The sequence below is a fragment of the Bacillus changyiensis genome (genome assembly GCF_027706145.1).
GTDB lineage: Bacteria > Bacillota > Bacilli > Bacillales > Bacillaceae > Bacillus > Bacillus changyiensis.
Window position 1 is genome coordinate 1,214,912 of the sequence record NZ_JAQFWW010000001.1, and the last position, 18,904, is coordinate 1,233,815.

Genomic DNA, 18,904 nt, shown 5'->3' on the forward strand with positions numbered 1-18,904 from the left:
TTAAACCTTATTATTTTATGACAAGCCGTTTTTATGTATGAATACTTTCACAATGGAAAATTTAAGGATGACGAACAGCTAGGAGGAACTCATATGACGAAGGGTCAACAAAAACTACCGCTATCACCTGAATCATTTTGGAGAGACAGTACTCATCTTCCCTCATTTCAGAACTTAACAAATGATTTAAATACAGATGTCACGATTATCGGCGGAGGGATAACAGGTATTACAACGGCTTATATGCTGACACAGAAAGGTTATCGTGTCGTTTTGATCGATGCCGACCGTATCATGAATGGTACTACTGGACATACAACTGCCAAAATTACTGCCCAACATGATCTGATTTATGATGAATTGATCAGTAACATTGGGATGGAAAATGCTCGGTTTTATTATGAAGCAAATCTAGAGGCGCTTTTATTTATTAAACACCTTGTTCAAGACCAAAACATCTCATGCGATTTTGAAGAACAGGATGCGGTGATCTATACTACTGAAGAAGCTTCAGTCGAAAAAATAAAAAAAGAGCATGAAGCTTATCAAAAATTAGGAATTGATAGAGAAGTGATCCATGACTTACCTGTCGCAATTGATATAAAAGCTGGATTAGTCATGAAAAACCAAGCACAATTTCATCCACTCCATTATCTAAAACATTTAATAGAAACGATCCAACAAAGAGGTGGTCAAATATTTGAAAACACGGCCGCTCAAGACATAAAAGCTGGTGATCATCCAAAAGTCAAAACAAGAAACGGGCAGACGATTATTAGCGACTATGTTTTATGCTGTACACATTTTCCGTTCCATGATAAAAAAGGTTTTTACTTTGCACGGCTTGAACCAAGCCGATCATATATACTGGCCATCAAGCCAAAGTCCCCCTATCCAGACGGAATGTATTTAAGCATTGATCAGCCTTCCCGTTCACTGCGCTCCGTCATGATCAACGGAGAAAAAATGGTTCTTGTTGGCGGAGAAAGTCATAAGACAGGTCAAGGAAAAGATACAATGAAGCATTATCAAGCACTTGAGTCATTTGCAGAAAGTGTGCTTGGTGTTGAAGAAATCCCATATCGTTGGTCAACACAGGATTTAATGACCCTTGATAAAATCCCTTATATTGGACCAATTAGGAAAGATGAAAAACGAATTCTTGTGGCAACTGGATTTAAGAAATGGGGGATGACATCAAGTACTCTCGCAGCCCAAATCATGACGGACCACATTACAAATGAAAACAATCGTTATCAAGACATTTTTAAACCAGCTCGTTTTCACACCAATCCAAGTGTTAAAAAAGCCATTTCTTTTAACGCAGATGTCGCCAAACATTTTGTTGAAGGAAAACTTGAACCACCACTCGGCAAAGCGGATGAGCTTGCCAATGATGAAGGTGCTGTCGTTTCAATGAAAGGAAAACGGACTGGCGCTTATCGAGATCAAAATGGGAGACTGCATCTGGTTGATACAACCTGCACTCATATGGGTTGTGAGGTCGAGTGGAATGATGGAGAAAGAACTTGGGATTGTCCATGCCACGGTTCAAGGTTTTCAATCGATGGAGAAGTGATCGAAGGGCCAGCAGTTCTGCCATTGAAAGAGCCAGAAAGCTGATACATGCGATTTGCAAAGCTAGCAAACATACACAAATCTATCGATGAGATTTGTGTATTCATTTTTAAACAAAGTTGACATAAGAAAAAAGACAATGATATTTTAAAAACAATCTCACTTATAAATCTGGAAAGGATCACAGTCACATATGAATATAAAAGATATGATGCTTATTTCATTAAGTACAGCCATTATAGCGGTTCTCGGTTTTGTCCCGCCGCTCACTCTTCCGTTTACACAGGTTCCGATTACATTGCAGACATTAGGTGTCATGCTTGCAGGAGGAATCAATAAACCAAAAAATGCAGCTCTCAGCCTCATCGTCTTTTTGCTGCTTGTGGCAAGCGGCATCCCCATTCTAGCAGGAGGCCGGGGTGGATTAAGCGTGTTTGTTAGTCCAAGTGCGGGATACATATTAGCCTGGCCTGTTGTAGCCTTTTGCATTGCCCTAACCGTCACTAAACGATCAGGTTTACATTTTCGAACGATTTTTTTCATTCATATTTTATTTGGCATCTTCCTATTATATGCAGTAGGTATTCCGGTTCAAGCTTTTCTTATGCATATTGATTTAAAAAAGGCCACAGTGCTCAGTCTCGTCTATATCCCCGGTGATTTACTTAAATCCGCAGTCGCTGCATATCTTGTGCTGAAATTAAGAAAAGTATTACAAACACGCGGTTAGGAGGACTATAAACGTGCCGATTACTGAAACATACCAATCTCATGCAGAGCATGATCCAAAAAAAATCGCCATCCAAACAGAGGCAGAAATCATTGATTATCAAACATGGTATCAACTTGTTTTACGAACGGCCAGCTGGCTAAAACGAAAAAAAAGAATGAATGAAAGACTTGTATTTTCATTGCCAAACGGTGTTCCTTTTTTACAGCTCTTTGCTGGTGCAGCGATGGCCGGCTGGACTGCTATTCCATTTGATCAACGCTTTAGTCTGACTGAATGTAGTGAAAGACTTTCACTTTGCAAACCGGATCTCATCATTGCAGAACACCCTTTTCCAGGCCACTCAAATGTTATACTTTTGGAAACATGCCTGCACGAAATTGAGAACACACCATTAGACCCCGTGCCACATGTAAATGATGATCTTCCTTTTTATATTGGATTTACTTCAGGATCCACAGGTTCGCCAAAAGCATTTAGCAGATCACATCAATCTTGGATTGAGAGCTTTCATAATAGCAGCCGAAACTTTCAATTATCAAAAGAAGACAGAGTCGTCATACCGGGTTCTCTTTTCTTTTCACATTTTTTATACGGTGCGATGAATACATTATTTTTGGGCGGAACAATCGATCTATTGAAAAAATTTTCGCTGACTGATCTTGAACAGACAATTGCACAGCAACCTGTCACAACACTTTATACAGTGCCGACTATGACAAATGCACTGAGTTCTGAAAACAGACAGATAGATAAACCTGTCAAAGTGATTTCTTCAGGAGCGAATTGGAGTAAACATGCTAAAGAGAAGCTAAGAAAAAAATATCCTTCTCTCTCTTTATATCATTTCTATGGAACGTCAGAGCTAAGCTTCATTTCTGTTTCTACACCTCAAGATGATGAGAAAAAGCCTGATTCTGTCGGACTTCCCTTTCATCATGTAGAAGTCGACATTCGGACAAGTTCAGGAAAGTCAGCTAAACCTGGTGAGATTGGGAAAATTTACGTCAAAAGCCCGATGGTGTTTAGCGGCTATTTACAAGAACAGACTGACCTCCATTCCCCTGATGAAAACGACTGGATGACAGTTCATGATGTGGGCTGGAAGGATGAAGATGGATATCTTTATTTAATTGGCAGAGAAAACAGCATGATTGTATACGGGGGAATTAATATTTACCCGGAAGAAATTGAAAGTGTCCTTTCCTCACACCCCCATGTGGAAGAGGTAGCAGTCATCGGTGTGAATGATGATTATTGGGGAGAAAAAGCAGCAGCTGTTATTAAAGGAAAAGCTTCCGTTAAAGAGCTAAAAGCTTGGTGCAAACGGCAGCTTGCTCACTACAAAACGCCAAGAATATGGTATTTCACCGAGCAGATTCCGCATACAACCAGCGGAAAAATCGCTCGGCATCTCCTAAAACAACAATTGAAAGGCCGTTAAAATATGAAAGCTGTGATCACAAATGCAAAAAGAACGATTATTGGCAGACACAATGGATGGTTGAAAACGAGTGAACCCCATGAACTGGCTGCTCACCTTATCCGTTTCCTTGCCAGACCGCTTGGCGAAAACATGAATGAAGTCATACTTGGGAATGTTGTGGGCCCTGGCGGTAATATCGCACGTTTATCTGCTCTTTCTGCAGGTCTCCCAGCTTCTGTAACAGGGATGACGATAGACCGGCAATGCAGTGCCGGTCTGGAAGCAATCCGTACCGCCTGTTATTTTGTCAAGTCTGGTGCAGGAAGCTGTTATATCGCTGGAGGGACAGAAAGTGCTAGCCTTTCTCCTTTTCCGAAAAGAGCGCGATTTTCACCTGATGAATGGGGCGACCCTGATATGGGAGACGCGGCAGAGAAAACAGCAGAAATCTACAATATTTCACGAAAGATGCAGGATGACTATGCCAAATTAAGCTATAAAAGAAGCATGTCTGCCCATATAAATGGTTATGATGAGGAGGAAATACTCCCGTTCTCCAAATGGACAGTAGACGAAAGTTTAAGCCGGATGCGACAGTCGATTGATCAAGTCGTGTCAAAGGCTAGACCAGTTTTCAAAAAGCCAGGAGGGACCGTAACAGCGGCAAACAGCTGTGGAATTCACGACGGAGCATGTGCTGTCGTCGTCATGGAAGAACAAAAAGCCATAGAGCTTGATCTATTGCCTATTTTGCGATTTGTTGACAGCGAGGTCAGCGGAGTCGATCCAAATGTACCGCAAATTTCTCCGGTACCAGCCATACAAAAGTTGTTAACAAAACGAGGACTTTCAGTGAAAGATATTGACCTATTTGAAATAAATGAAGCATTCGCCGTTAAAATCGTAGCTTGCGCCAAAGAACTTGGAATTCCTTATCACAAACTCAATGTCAACGGAGGAGCCTTGGCACTCGGTCATCCTTACGGTGCTTCTGGTAGCATTTTAGTCACACGTTTATTTTATGAAGCAAAACGAAGGAATGATCTAAAGTATGTCGTCGCTGCGATTGGTAGCGGCGGCGGAATCGGAACAGCTCTATTATTTGAAGTGATTGATTCATGTGCCTAAATATTTAGTATAATGACTTTATCATCAAAAGTATTGATTCATCTAAGAAAGGAGCTTTTTATGACTGCGATTTGTTTAATACGGCACGGAGAAACCGACTGGAATTCTCAAGGACGGCTGCAAGGAAGAACTGATATCCCACTAAATGAAACCGGAAAAAGACAGGCAAAAGAAACTGGTGAATTTTTAAAAGGTACATCTTGGGACTTGATCATCACAAGTCCTTTAAAAAGAGCAAAAGAAACTGCAGAGATTATTAATCAATATCTTCATCTTGACATTATTGAAATGGAAGATTTCATTGAGAGGAATTACGGTGATGCAGAGGGAATGCCCTTTGCCGACAGAATGAAACTTTACCCTGATAAAAACTATCCCAATCAAGAGACAAAGGAAGCCTTGGCTGCCCGTCTGATGGCAGGTATTGACAAGATTAGTGAACAATATCCCAAGCAAAAAATCTTGCTCGTTGCTCACGGTGCTGCTATCCATACTCTACTTTCAAAAATCGCAATCGATGATGATAGCGAACTTCATCAGACAAAACTCGTCAATGCTTGCCTGAGTAATATTAGGATGTTAAAAAACAAATGGCATGTTGAAGACTATAATCTGTCAGATCATTTGTCAAATTAAAAACGCAACGCGGACAGCTGAAAACTAGCTGTTCGCATTTTTATGTCATTCCCTAAAAATAACAAATGGAAAATTCAGTGAATGCAGATTGCTTATCACCATTGATGACTGTGATCTTTTTCACAGAAATCATGAATTTAATCGTTGCTTTTTTTCATTCTATAGAACTTTAAAATTCTTCATAAGTAAGTTAAAACAATCATAAAAAAGTAGATTTTTTTTTCAAAAAATAGGTCTACCATTTATTACATTATTTTTATATAATGAATTTACAGAATAATTCGAATAGATAATCTTATTTATCAATTCCGATTATTCTGAATAAAATCTTAGGAGCGTGAAAGTGTAGTGGGTAAAAAAAGGTTATGGTTTAGTCTGTTGACGGTTCTGCTTCTAGTTTTCTCAATGGCTTTCAGTCACCCGGTCAATGCCGTCAAATCGTCGGCGAAAGATGTCAAAAAAGATTACATTGTCGGATTTAAGTCTTCATTGAAAACAACGAGCGCTAAAAAAGATGTCATCAAGGAAAACGGCGGTAAAGTGGACAAACACTTTAGATCGATTAATGCCGCAAAAGTTACCCTTGATCAAAAAGCGCTAAAAGAGCTGAAAAAAGACCCTAGCATTGAATACATTGAAAAAGACCATGTTGCTCACGCATTAGCGCAAACAGTTCCATACGGTATTTCATTGATCAAAGCTGATAAAGTTCAAGCTCAAGATGTTACTGGAAAAAATGTAAAAGTCGGTATTATTGATACGGGCATCTCTTCCGCACATCCAGACTTAAAAGTAGCTGGTGGAAAAAGCTTTGTAGCTGGGGATTCCGATCCTTTCCATGATGGTAATGGACATGGTACACATGTTGCCGGAACGGTAGCTGCAATCGATAATACTGAAGGTGTTATCGGCGTTGCACCAAATGTCTCTTTATACGCCATTAAAGTATTAGATTCAGGCGGAAGCGGGACATATAGTGCTATTGTCGATGGAATCGAATGGGCGACAGACAATCACATGGATGTCATTAATATGAGCCTTGGTGGACCATCAGGTTCAATAGCGCTGAAAAAAGCGGTTGATCGTGCATATTCAAGTGGGGTTGTCGTTGTAGCAGCAGCAGGAAACAGCGGATCATCAGGAAACTCAAATACAATCGGCTATCCGGCCAAATATGATTCAGCTATTGCCGTCGGAGCAGTCGACAAAGATAGTAAAAGAGCATATTTTTCAAGTGTTGGTGATGAACTTGAAGTCATGGCTCCTGGCGCAAGCGTGTACAGCACATATCCTGGTAACTTATATAAATCATTGAACGGAACATCTATGGCATCTCCTCATGTAGCAGGAGCAGCAGCTTTAGTCAAGAGCAAAAACCCATCGCTTTCTGCTTCACAAATTCGCGACCGTCTCTCCAAAACAGCGACTCATTTGGGAAGCGCCTTCTATTATGGCAAAGGATTGATCAATGCTGAAGCTGCCGCTCAATAACATATTTTAACAGCAAGCGACTGAAAAAGCTAGTCTTTTATGGACTAGCTTTTTCAATATTTATTTATTTTCCTCAATAGATTGAATACGCTCCATGATTGTCGGATGTCCATATTTAAAAATCTTCACAAGCCATGGTGGATTCGCTTCACTTAAACTCGCTTTTGACAGTTCCTGAAAAGTTGAAACAGCAGCATCGTTATTTTTCGTTAATTCGATTGCATACTGATCAGCCGTTTTTTCCTGATACCTTGAAACCGCGTTTGTAAAAGGTGTTGCTGTAACAGAAAGGACACCGATGATGAGGAGAAGAAGCGGTAGGGCAGCAAGATCTGTTTTATTTTTAATATGAAGCCGCTTCCCATAGCGATTAATGACCCATTTGTATAGTTTAGCAATGAAATAAAAACCAACAAGTGATAACAGCAAGTATCCTGCAAGTCCGATATAGACATGCTTCATTACATAGTGTCCCATTTCATGCGCCATAATAAATAATATCTCAGGCTCAGCCAATTTATTTAAAGTGGTATCCCAAAGTACAATCCTCTTATTGGCACCGATCCCGGTTACATAAGCATTTAGTGCATTGGTTTTTTCAGACATATTGACTTCATACACTTGATCAGTGGGAATATTCGCTTGATTTGCCAACTTTAAAATTCTTGATTCCAGTTCTTTATTTTTCAGCGGATAAAAATCGTTATACAAAGGATCAATCACGACCGGTTGGAGAAAAAACAAAAATAGTGTCACAGGTATTGTTAAGCCCCAAGCATAGAGCCACCAGCGTTTTTCATGTCTTTTGACCAGCCAATAAAATATCATCACCGCACCTAACGTTAAAGGAAAATTAATCCAAAAATCAATCACTTGATCTTTGATCCAGCTCGCTTGAGTTTGCGTTGAAATGCCATAATCAAGCGCCATTTGGTAGCTCATCCAATCGAGTGGCAAGGACACGAGCACCATAATTAATGATAAGGTGAACACATAAGCAGTTATTTGAATAAACTTTCGCTTTGATGTTTGCTCAGCCCACTGTTTCATTTTTTTTGATAAACCAGCAATTAACAGAATAAAAAACAAAAACCACTCAAACGGAATTCTGAGAAAAAATACAAAATCTTTGATTCTTGAATATTCTTCTGTTAGGACAAGCTCATGCTGATTCATAAATGTTGCCGGATCTGCACTTGTCCCTTTTAGCGCCTCAGGAACGGAGGACTCTCCGGTCATGAACAAATACCAATAGAAAAAAACGCCGTACAGCACATAAAGCAGGCCGGCTCCCGTAATCCATTTCCACATGGACGAATCACTCCTTCTCGGGTAGCAGTTACTTTCTATTGTAAGCTTTTTAAGGAAACATTAGAACAAGTCTTTCGCAGATACCGGCATACTGCTTCTAAATTCATAGCAAGAAAGGGACGCGCTTAAACGTCCCTTTCTTGCTATGATTGTTTTGTTAAAATGTCTTTTAAAGCTCTTCTTAGGATTTTACCAGTAGAATTTTTCGGAATTTCATCTAAAAAAGTAATGGTTGATGGCCGTTTGTATTTAGCGAGATGTCTCTCGCAATGTGAAACAATCTCTTCTTCAGTCAATGTCTTCGATTTCGGTACAACATAACATTGCACCACTTCCCCCTTATTAGGATCAGGAACACCAATGACGACCGCTTCAGCGACATCGGGATGTTTGTACAGCACTTCTTCAACTTCTCTCGGATAGACATTGTAGCCACCGACAAGGATCATATCCTTTTTTCTGTCGACAATGTAAAAATATCCGTCTTCATCTTGCCTTGCCAAATCGCCTGTATATAGCCAGCCATCTTTAATTGTATGAGCCGTTTCCTCAGGCATTTTATAATAACCCTTCATGACATTTGGTCCTTTAACAATCAGTTCACCTACTTGATTGGGTGGAAGTTCTTCACCAAACTCATTCACAACTTTGTTTTTTACATTAAGGATATTGGTACCAATTGAACCGGGTTTCCTTCCAGTATGAAATGGATTAAAGCACGCAACAGGTGATGCTTCTGATAAACCATAGCCTTCTAAAACAAGGACATTGAATTTTTTTTCAAAGTTGTTTAACAGGGCGACAGGCATAGCTGCTCCTCCTGAGATACAAATGCGGACAGAAGCAAATCCATCTTCATTTGCTCCCTCATGCTGGTACAAATAATTATACATTGTTGGGACACCAGCAAAAATTGTCGCTTTATGCTTTTTCACCAATTTAAAAACAGCAGACGGACTAAATTTTGGCATGATGAGAACGGCTGCTCCATTCATAAGAGGAGCATTCATACAGACCGTTAGGCAAAACACATGAAACATTGGCAATGCTGCGACAACAAGATCATCTTCATCCATTGTTAAATATTGGGCAACATCATTAGCATTGGAATAGAGATTTTGATGTGTTAACATCGCTCCTTTTGGCTTTCCAGTCGTTCCTGATGTATAGAGAATCGCTGCAATATCATCTTGATTTGGCTCAGAAAAAACCTGAACAGAAGATTTCATTAGATTTGCAAACGATTTCAATTTTTTGTTTACCTGAAGATTTTCTGACTCTTGAAGCGGTTCGCTTGTTTCACAAAGAATGACCTGTTCGATTTTTGGAAGCATTTCGTGCATCTTTTCGTATAATGGCAACAACTTCCCGTCTGCGACAACAACTTTTACATCCCCATTCGTCAACAAATAACCAATTTCTGTTGGTGTATAGGTTGGATTGATGGGAATGATGACAGCTCCAGCTTTTAACGCTCCAAAAAAAGAAATTAGAAAATGTGGTGTATTTCCTAAAAGCAGTGCAATATGATCACCTTTTTTTACCCCTATTTCATATAATCCCCCAGCAAAACGATCAATTTTTTCTTGTAGCCCCCCATATGTTTCTGTTTGATCTCCAAAAATATAAGCGGTCCTATCAGGCTTTAATTTAGCAGTCTCCCCTAGTTTTGAAACTAAATTCATTCTCCCACCCCTTTAAAAATGAATGAATAACCATTCATTTTTTAAATAATCAAAATCTATTCCCATTATAGTAAATGAACAAACAACACTCAAGACTCTAGCAGAAAATATCTTCCATCCCGATAAAAAAAGTCGCCTTTAGACGACTTTCTTTAATAAATCAGCTCAAAAAACTCTTCTTTTGAAATATTACCGAAATAAACTTTGAGATCAATGCCTTGAAGTGCTTCTTCAATGGTTTCTCGCCCATATTGAACACCTGATAGCTTTTCTTCAATTTCACTGACATCACCAACACCAAAAAAGTCCCCAAAAATTTTGCACTCTCGAATGATACCCTTTTGAACTTCCAGACGAATGTCAATCGATCCAGCTGAGAAACGTTTTGAATGCTGAAGGTTGAATTTCGGTGATTTTCCATAGTTCCAATCCCAATTTTGATAGCGTTCTTTTGAGATTTGTTTGATCTGTTTCCAGTCTTCATCCGTTAATTTATACTCAGGAATTTCTTCATCCGTATTAAAAATATAACGGAGCAACAATTGACGAAATTCCTCTGTCGTCATCTTTTCGTTTAGAAATTCACTAATATTGGCAACACGGCTGCGGATTGACTTAATTCCTTTAGACTCAATTTTTTCTTTTTTGACATTTAATGCTGAGACAACATGTTCGATTTCAGAGTCAAATAAAAGTGTTCCATGGCTAAACATTCTTCCCTTTGTTGAAAACTGGGCATTCCCAGAAATTTTTCGACCGTTTGCCATCAAATCGTTTCGGCCGCTCAACTCAGCTTTCACACCTAGCCGCTGTAAAGCAGCAACGACAGGTTCTGTGAACTTCTTAAAATTATGAAAGCTGTTGCCATCATCCTTGGTGATGAAGCTAAAATTCAAGTTTCCAAGATCATGATAGACTGCCCCACCTCCAGACAGCCGCCGCACAACAATAATCCCATTATCTTCAACATATTTCGTATTGATTTCTTCAATTGTATTTTGATTTTTGCCAATGATGATTGATGGTTGGTTGATGTAAAACAGTAAATATGTCTGTTCAGGATCAAGGTATTTTAAGCAGTACTCCTCAATTGCCAAATTGATTCGTGGATCTGTAATATGTTGATTATCTATAAATAGCATGTCCGCTCCTCCTTTAGTCTCCCCAAACAAAACCAGTTTTCGCAAGATGAACTCCTCTATTAAAAACGGTTTTTGCCTCTTCTATTAGCTTTTGATGATCTCCAAAGTGTGGCAAATGTGTTAGCAAAAGTTGTCCAACTCTAGCATCCCGTGCTATGCGGCCCGCATCAAGACTGTTTAAATGTCCGGCATTTGTCCCATCCTGATCAGCATAAAAGCTACACTCACTCATTAATAAATCAGCTCCATCTGAAAAAGGGATAAACGATTCTTGAAAACTTGAATCTGCTGTATAAACAACAGAGTGTACACCATCTGTAATTCGCATGGCAAAACAATCAACCGGATGGACTGTCTTCAAAAAATTCACCGTAAACGGCCCTACTGTTAGAGGTTTTTCTGAATCATACGCTCTTCCTACAGTATGGGTTTTATATGTAAGGCGCAAAAATTGTCCTTCATCAAACGAATGTCCATATATCGGAAGTACCTGTTCGCCTTTTCCCAGCTGTGAACCGACCAATTTGGCAAACTGTAAAGGCCCAATGTCAGCTATATGATCATGGTGATAATGAGATAAAATAACGGCGTTTAGCTTTTCAACAGGTATAAATTGCTGAAGCTTAGACAAAACCGCACTGCCGCAATCAATAAGCAGCGAATAATCCCCTGATTGCAACAAATAACCGGAAGTCGCTTCATTTGCTGCAGGAAAACCGCCATAACAGCCAATAACCGTAATCTTCATGTTTATGACACCTCTTTTTATGAATTCCCTTATTCAATATACCCATTTTTCTGTGAAAATGCATGCTTTATGTTTTGTCATAAAATGTCCTCACATTTGTCATGAAACAGCCATTGCACTCAATTGAACTGTTATAATACAATGATGGTAATTAATTGAACTGGGGGAATCACAATGCTTGCGAAAATTACCGATTTTTTCAGAAATTTACCTGCCAAAAAATGCACAAAATGCGGTCACGACATAGAAGAACAGCATGAATGTTATGGAAATACATGCTGCAAATGTTTAAAGGTGAAAGAGCTTTAAACAATGATAAGATAAAAAGCTGACGAATGGGATTTTCCACCTCCCATTCGTCAGCTTTTTTTGTTTTGATCATTCTATTCAAAATTTATTTTTTCAGATTAACAGTGATCAATCCTTTCGTTCTAAATTTTCAATCTATTCGGACGTTTTTTTTATTGGACGAAGTGCTTTTTATTTCGATATACTTAATTTAATGTTTATTTCATTAATTTTCTAATATAATAATTGAATGTTGGGAGGGTGTCTATGAAAAAATTTAAAATGGGTATGGCCACGCAAATTTTTCTTGGATTGATTTTAGGTGTAGCTGTTGGTGCCATTTGGTTTGGAAATCCAGCTGTGGAAAGGTATCTTCAACCGATTGGCGATTTATTTTTAAGATTAATCAAAATGATTGTTATTCCCATCGTTGTATCCAGTTTAATCGTTGGTGTCGCTGGTGCTGGTAATGGTAAAAAAATTGGTCGGCTTGGATTTCGGACAATTCTTTATTTTGAGATCATTACTACTTTTGCAATTTTGTTAGGTCTTTTACTAGGAAACCTTTTGCATCCTGGAGAGGGCATTCACTTTTCTAATCATGAGAAAACAGATATTAGCCAGTATGTTCAAAGCGAAAAAGAAGCAGGGAAAACATCGATTGCAGATACATTTCTGCACATTGTACCAACAAACTTTTTCCACTCTCTAGCTGATGGAGACATGTTGGCGATCATTTGCTTTACCGTCCTTTTTGCATTAGGTGTTTCAGCGATCGGTGAAAAAGGAAAACCGGTTCTTTCCTTTTTTGAAGCGACTTCCCAAGCGATGTTTCATGTTGTAAACCTCGTGATGAAGATTGCACCATTTGGTGTGTTTGCCTTAATCGGTGTTACAGTTTCAAAATTCGGTTTTTCTTCGCTTCTTTCATTAGGAAAACTCGTTTTACTCGTTTATTTTGCATTAGCATTTTTCTTGTTTGTCATTTTTGGTATTGTCGGTAAATTGACCGGGATTCATATATTAAAATTTTTATCTTACATAAAAGACGAGCTACTGCTTGCTTTTAGTACATCAAGTTCAGAAACCGTTCTTCCCCGTGTGATGGAAAAGATGGAGAAAATCGGCTGTCCGAAAGCGATTGTTTCGTTTGTGATTCCGATTGGCTATACATTCAATCTTGATGGTTCTGTTTTGTACCAAGCGATTGCCACATTGTTTTTGGCACAGGTATACGGGATTGACTTGTCAATCGGTCAGCAAATTTCATTAATTGTTGTACTGATGATTACATCAAAAGGAATGGCTGCTGTACCTGGCACATCTTTTGTCGTTCTTTTAGCGACACTCGGAACGATTGGCATCCCGAGTGAAGGGCTAGCATTTATTGCAGGTGTCGATCGTATTATGGACATGGCACGCACAGTCGTTAATCTCACAGGAAACGCTCTTGCTGCGGTCGTCATGTCAAAATGGGAAGGCGAATATAATATGATCAAAGGACAAGCAGAATTGAATAAACTAAAACCTCAAGATATGAAAATGTCTAGCTGAATGAGATCTTTACCAATAGAAAAAACGCATATTTCCGATTAGGAAAGATGCGTTTCAGATTGATTCATAAACCCGTCCAATCATTTTCCTCATTTTCACATATGCTGTCCTATAGAAAAAGAGATCCATTTTTATCCATCCAAAGCGACGTCCGGCCGCTTCGGGTGGCTTTTTTTTCCTATTCGATCATTTCAGACTGAACATAATGATATAGAAGCTTTGCTGTATGTTCCAAAGATCTCTTATGTGTTCTTTCAAATGCATGAGAAGCATCTATTCCTGGACCAATCAAACCGTGGACGATATCATACCCAGCATGAACCGCAGCAGATGCATCTGATCCATAGTACGGATAAATGTCTAATTTATAGTCTATCCCATGTTTTTCACAAAGCTTGACAAGGTTTTGTCTAAGTTTGTAATGATATGGACCACTTGCATCTTTTACACAAATCGATACCGTATACTCATCTGATGATTGTCCATCGCCGATTGCTCCCATATCAACAGCCATATATTCAACAGTTTCAGACGGAATATTAGAATTGCCGCCATAACCGATTTCTTCATTATTAGAGATTAAAAAATGCGTTGTATAAGGAAGACTGATGTTTTCCGACTTAATTTTTTTAATTAGTTGAAGCAATAAGGCCACACTTGCTTTGTCATCCAAATGACGAGATTTGATAAAGCCACTAGACGTGATCTCGACCCTTGGATTGAAAGAAATAAAGTCACCGACATGAATTCCGAGTGCCCTCGTCTCTTTTTCATCACAAACAGGCTCATCAATTCGCACTTCCATATTCTTTTGGTTGCGTTCAGCTTTTCCCGCATCTTTATAAACATGAACAGAAGTTTGGTGCATTAAAATGGTTCCGCTATATACTTTTCCTGAGGAAGTGGTAATTTGGCAGTACTCACCTTCAATTGAGTGATAGTTAAAACCCCCAATCAAATCGATTTTCAGACGACCGTCTTCTTTAATCTCTTTTACCATTGCACCAAGTGTATCAACATGCGCGGTCAATACCCTGTGCCGTGCCTTGTCGCGTCCAGGAATGACAGCGATCAGACCGCCTTTTTGAGTTCGTTTCGTTTCGATTCCTTGTTCCTTAAGCAAACATTTAATAAAGTCAATGATCCCATATGTATTTCCTGTCGGACTAGGTATTGAGACTAGCTGTTTAATCAGTTGCATCGTTTCATGAACAGATCCCATTCTGATTCCTCCTCTGGTATTTCTTTATTTAGTATACATGATTCAGACTGATGAGAAAATTAGCACCAGATACTAATATCTTGTGCTATAATATAAAAAAGGAGAGTGAGCTTTATGAATGGATCAAAAGCACGAATTTCTGCAATCGGTACTTATGTTCCAGAAAAACGGCTGACAAACAAAGATTTGGAAAGAATGGTTGACACTTCTAATGAATGGATTATCCAACGGACGGGCATGAGAGAACGCCGATTGGCAAGTGAACATGAATTCACATCAGATCTTTGTATTCAAGCTGTCAAAGATTTAAAAAATAGATATGCTGGCACACTTGATGATATTGAGCTGGTCATCGTCTCTACAACAACTGCCGACTACTCCTTTCCAAGCACAGCTTGTCAAGTTCAAGAATACTTTGGTTGGACTGACATTGGAGCAGTTGATTTAAATGCAACTTGTGCTGGTTTAACATACGCTCTTCATGTTGCCAACGGCCTCATTACCTCAGGACTGCACAGGAAAATTCTTGTCATTGCTGGAGAAACATTATCAAAAGTAACAGATTACACAGACGGTAGTTCATGTATTTTATTTGGAGATGGGGCAGGTGCTTTATTGATCGAACGAGAAGAACAAAGTCCGAGCTTTATTACGTTTGTCCAAAGTACAAATGGAGATGGAGCTAGACACTTGTACAGAACAGGTTTAAGAAATGATTTAAAAGGAGAACAACTGAAGGGGAACGGGAAAATGATCCAAAATGGACGCGAAGTCTATAAATGGGCGGTGCGAACTATCCCTGAAGGAATTCAAAAACTACTTAAACAGGCAGAAATGCAAATTGAACAGATCGATTGGTTCGTACCTCACAGCGCTAACTTGAGAATGATAGAATCGATTTGTGAAAAAGCGGCAATTCCCATTGAAAAAGCACTAACAAGTGTCGAATGGTTTGGCAATACATCTTCGGCATCCATTGTTCTCGCTCTCGATCACGCGGTTCAAAACAAGATGTTGAAGGAAGGGGAGACTCTCTTACTTTTTGGCTTTGGCGGTGGTCTTACATACACAGGAATGATTGTAAAATGGGGTGTGAAAACATTCTAACCAAAAAAAGCGGACATCGTTAATTGATGTCCGCTTTTCATCTATGAAGCAGGCTGTTCTGTCACTTTTCCTTTTCTCAACAAGACCCCGAAATAGACTATGATCAATGCCATCATCATGATAGAAATGGCGCCGAGTACCTCAGCTTGTTCCCACATATAACCATAATCTCCACTTGATATAATAGCTCTGTAACCAGCAATACTGTAAGTCATCGGAAGTGCAGCATGAACCGTTTGGAAAAATTCAGGAACAAGCGCTACTGGGAATGTTCCACCACTTCCTCCGAGTTGAAGCACAAGTATGATAACAGCGATAAACCGACCGGGGTTACCCAGTGCTGCTGCCAAAAACTGAATGATTAGCACACATGTGATACTCATGATGATACTAAATACATAAAATCTCCAGATACTTTCTACTTCAAGACCGATCCCGAAGAGAATGATTGTGCAGGCAATAACAGCTTGCAAAATCCCAACTGGAAGAAGAATACTAAACTTACTAAAGAACCAACTTAATGCCGATTCAGGTCGACCTGAAGGCTCTTTTACATCAAACACAACGGTAATCATTAAGGCACCGACAAATAAACCTAGCGATAAAATATATGGTGTTAATCCAGTTCCATAATTTGAAACATTGTTAATTTTGTCGTCATCAACACCAACAGGATCAGAAAACATATGATAGTTATCTTTCCCCGCTTTAATATCCCCTGTCTTATCAGCCGCATCAGAAAGTTTATTTGATAGCTTGCCACTTCCATCAGACAGTTTCCCGAGACCTTCATCAAGTGTTGTGGCGCCACCTGCAAGTTTAGACGAAGCATCTTCTAACTTTTTAGAAGCACTTTTTAGATCTGCAAACTTATCTGTTAGCTTCTGACTGCCATCAGCAATTTTAGAAGAGCCATCTTTAGCTTGAGAAAATTTTTCATTATATGCAGATAACCCATCTGTCAGACTGCCCATTCCCTTTTGAATTTTTTGTGAACCTGTATAAAGTTTGTTTACCCCATCAGGTACTTCTTTTAATTCCTGAATTTTCTTTTTAATATTCGAAAGATCAGGCAGTTTACTAAAATCGGGAATTTTCGATTTCAATTGGTCTAATGCAGGCAGTTTTATATCTCCTGTCTTCTCTTCTATCTGTTTTGCCAAAGCTGCTTTTTGTTCTTTTGTCAACAGATTGCTGGATTCAATAATTTGTTTAATATTACCTTTTTGACTTTTCAATGCTTTTTCAAGTTTTGTAATCTCAGCCGCAATTTGAGTAATTTCTTTTTTAGCTTTTTCAGCATTCGAAAGTGTGGTTTCAAGTTGTGTAATATTTTCATCTGAAATCAATTTTTCAAATTGACTCAATTTCTGAGCTTTTTCATTCATCTGCTCTAAACCTGAGACAAGCGGTGACATACCTTCCTGCAGTTTTTTTGAGCCGTCATAGAGCTCACCGCTTTTTTGTTGGAATTGAGCAAGTGCTGAATCAAGCTCATGGATTTTTTTGTTTAACGTTGCATTCCCTGCTCCGAATTTATCCATCCCTTCTTTATTAAATTCCATTTGTGATTTTGCTAATTTTTTTAAATTCTTTTCAAGCTTTTGACTGCCCTCTTTCGCATTTTTTAAGCCCTGATCAAGTTTTCCGGCTCCTTCACTTGCTTGAACAAGCCCTTTAGCAAGTTTACCGAAATTATCAAATATGACTTCAGCATACTGCTCTGTGATTTCTGAACCGACAGAATGTTGAAGCTTCTCAATAGCCTTATCACTGATTTGCGCACCGACATAATTTCGGCCGGCATTTGTATGATAGATTAATTGTAGTTTTTTCGGTTTCTTATCTAATACGGTGCTGGCATTTTTCGAGAAATCTTTAGGGATTTCAACCACCATGTAATACTCCTCATTTTTCAGACCATCTAATGCTTCATCTTTTGATGTAAAATGCCAGTCAAACTTTTTATCTTCCTTCATTTTTTTGACAAGATCGTCACCGATGTGAAGATCTTTTCCCTCATATGTTGTTCCCTTGTCAGCATTCACAACAGCCACAGGAAGCTGATCGACATTTCCATAAGGATCCCAGTATGCTGCCAAAAAGACGCTACTGTAAATCAGCGGAATAAAGAGAACTCCGATAACAGAAATCAACAGTTTTTTATTTGTATACAGTTCTCTCCACTGGTTTCGTAAAACATTCATTGTTGATACGCCTCCTAAAAATTGGCCGCACTTTTTGGCCCTTTAAAAAAAGGATTATCTAAAGGGACAATCCTTTTAAAATATACATTTTGAGCATTTCCGCTATATCTTCTGTTTTTAATGGTTCATGATGTTTTTCCCAATCAAAGATAAGGGCAACATAAAGTTTAAAAATAACAAATGCATTTAACTCAGCATCGCAAGGTTTAATATCCTCATTTTTAATTGCTTCTTTTATTTTTTTCTTAATGTAGTTCATAATCATCCGCTCAAGCTTTTCGATCACTTCCTTAGCAGCTGGTGTACCAAGCTCCGCACCTTCTTGAAAAATTTTAATTGTCAGTTGGTGCTTTTTTCTGTATTCCAATATAGCAATTAACGCACGATGCGCATTTTCATGAAACGGAAGATGAGAATCAATAGCCTCGTCTGCTGTTTGTTTCATTTCGGCTAACAAAGAAGAAAAGATTTCACTAAATAATTCTTCTTTATTTTTGAAAAAAGTATAAATGGTACCCTTGCCAACGTTCGCGAGCTTTGCTACCAGATCCATCGTTGTTGCCTTATATCCAAACTGAGCAAATGATTTTGCTGCAGCTTCGATAATAAGCGCTTTTCGATCTATGCTCATGCTTTTTCCACTCCTAAAAT

The 18,904-nt window shown here is 38.8% G+C and carries 16 protein-coding genes; 9 read left to right on the forward strand and 7 right to left on the reverse strand.

Annotated elements, in window-relative coordinates; genetic code table 11:
* Positions 1-93 precede the first annotated feature (93 nt).
* From PDT38_RS06355 to PDT38_RS06380, 6 genes are all read left to right on the forward strand, one after another.
* Positions 94-1,623: an FAD-dependent oxidoreductase gene (locus PDT38_RS06355; RefSeq protein WP_270799846.1), complete on the forward strand. Its 1,530-nt coding sequence runs from the start codon at positions 94-96 to the stop codon at positions 1,621-1,623.
* A gap of 148 nt (positions 1,624-1,771) precedes the next feature.
* Entirely contained in the window at positions 1,772-2,308 is a 537-nt protein-coding gene (locus PDT38_RS06360; RefSeq protein ID WP_270799848.1) for a biotin transporter BioY, read from the forward strand.
* A 13-nt stretch (positions 2,309-2,321) separates the two neighbouring features.
* Positions 2,322-3,752, forward strand: coding sequence for an AMP-binding protein (locus PDT38_RS06365; RefSeq protein ID WP_270799849.1), 1,431 nt, complete (start codon positions 2,322-2,324; stop codon positions 3,750-3,752).
* Between the two features lie 3 nt (positions 3,753-3,755).
* Positions 3,756-4,862, forward strand: coding sequence for an acetyl-CoA C-acyltransferase (locus PDT38_RS06370; RefSeq protein WP_270799850.1), 1,107 nt, complete (start codon positions 3,756-3,758; stop codon positions 4,860-4,862).
* A 60-nt stretch (positions 4,863-4,922) separates the two neighbouring features.
* A complete protein-coding gene (locus tag PDT38_RS06375; protein ID WP_270799851.1) occupies positions 4,923-5,498 on the forward strand; it encodes a histidine phosphatase family protein in 576 nt (191 codons plus the stop codon).
* A gap of 348 nt (positions 5,499-5,846) precedes the next feature.
* Positions 5,847-6,989 carry a S8 family peptidase gene (locus PDT38_RS06380; protein WP_270799852.1) on the forward strand — a complete coding sequence of 381 codons (1,143 nt, stop codon included), beginning with the start codon at positions 5,847-5,849 and terminating at the stop codon, positions 6,987-6,989.
* A 60-nt stretch (positions 6,990-7,049) separates the two neighbouring features.
* On the opposite strand, the gene PDT38_RS06385 is transcribed toward PDT38_RS06380, so the two are convergent.
* The 4 genes from PDT38_RS06385 to PDT38_RS06400 form a co-directional block, all read right to left on the reverse strand.
* Positions 7,050-8,300, reverse strand: a complete 1,251-nt coding sequence (locus PDT38_RS06385; protein ID WP_270799854.1) for a M48 family metallopeptidase — start codon at positions 8,298-8,300, stop codon at positions 7,050-7,052.
* A 143-nt stretch (positions 8,301-8,443) separates the two neighbouring features.
* Positions 8,444-9,985 carry a fatty acid--CoA ligase family protein gene (locus PDT38_RS06390; RefSeq protein ID WP_270799856.1) on the reverse strand — a complete coding sequence of 514 codons (1,542 nt, stop codon included), beginning with the start codon at positions 9,983-9,985 and terminating at the stop codon, positions 8,444-8,446.
* A 152-nt stretch (positions 9,986-10,137) separates the two neighbouring features.
* Positions 10,138-11,127, reverse strand: a complete 990-nt coding sequence (locus PDT38_RS06395) for a lipoate--protein ligase (RefSeq protein WP_270799858.1) — start codon at positions 11,125-11,127, stop codon at positions 10,138-10,140.
* Between the two features lie 13 nt (positions 11,128-11,140).
* Entirely contained in the window at positions 11,141-11,875 is a 735-nt protein-coding gene (locus PDT38_RS06400) for an MBL fold metallo-hydrolase (RefSeq protein ID WP_270799859.1), read from the reverse strand.
* 174 nt (positions 11,876-12,049) lie between these two features.
* Here PDT38_RS06400 and yhfH point away from each other — a divergent pair, with 174 nt between their 5' ends.
* Positions 12,050-12,184: a protein YhfH gene (gene yhfH / locus PDT38_RS06405; protein ID WP_172293955.1), complete on the forward strand. Its 135-nt coding sequence runs from the start codon at positions 12,050-12,052 to the stop codon at positions 12,182-12,184.
* 246 nt (positions 12,185-12,430) lie between these two features.
* Positions 12,431-13,717, forward strand: a complete 1,287-nt coding sequence (locus tag PDT38_RS06410) for a cation:dicarboxylate symporter family transporter (RefSeq protein WP_270799862.1) — start codon at positions 12,431-12,433, stop codon at positions 13,715-13,717.
* Positions 13,718-13,895: 178 nt separating this feature from the next.
* Here PDT38_RS06410 and PDT38_RS06415 read toward each other — a convergent pair whose 3' ends face one another.
* Complete coding sequence (locus PDT38_RS06415; protein WP_270799864.1) at positions 13,896-14,939, reverse strand: M42 family metallopeptidase; 1,044 nt, start codon at positions 14,937-14,939, stop codon at positions 13,896-13,898.
* A 114-nt stretch (positions 14,940-15,053) separates the two neighbouring features.
* Here PDT38_RS06415 and PDT38_RS06420 point away from each other — a divergent pair, with 114 nt between their 5' ends.
* Positions 15,054-16,046 carry a ketoacyl-ACP synthase III gene (locus PDT38_RS06420; protein ID WP_270799865.1) on the forward strand — a complete coding sequence of 331 codons (993 nt, stop codon included), beginning with the start codon at positions 15,054-15,056 and terminating at the stop codon, positions 16,044-16,046.
* A 41-nt stretch (positions 16,047-16,087) separates the two neighbouring features.
* On the opposite strand, the gene PDT38_RS06425 is transcribed toward PDT38_RS06420, so the two are convergent.
* Positions 16,088-18,253, reverse strand: coding sequence for a YhgE/Pip domain-containing protein (locus PDT38_RS06425; RefSeq protein WP_270799866.1), 2,166 nt, complete (start codon positions 18,251-18,253; stop codon positions 16,088-16,090).
* A 58-nt stretch (positions 18,254-18,311) separates the two neighbouring features.
* A complete protein-coding gene (locus PDT38_RS06430) occupies positions 18,312-18,884 on the reverse strand; it encodes a TetR/AcrR family transcriptional regulator (RefSeq protein ID WP_270799868.1) in 573 nt (190 codons plus the stop codon).
* Positions 18,885-18,904: the final 20 nt, after the last annotated feature.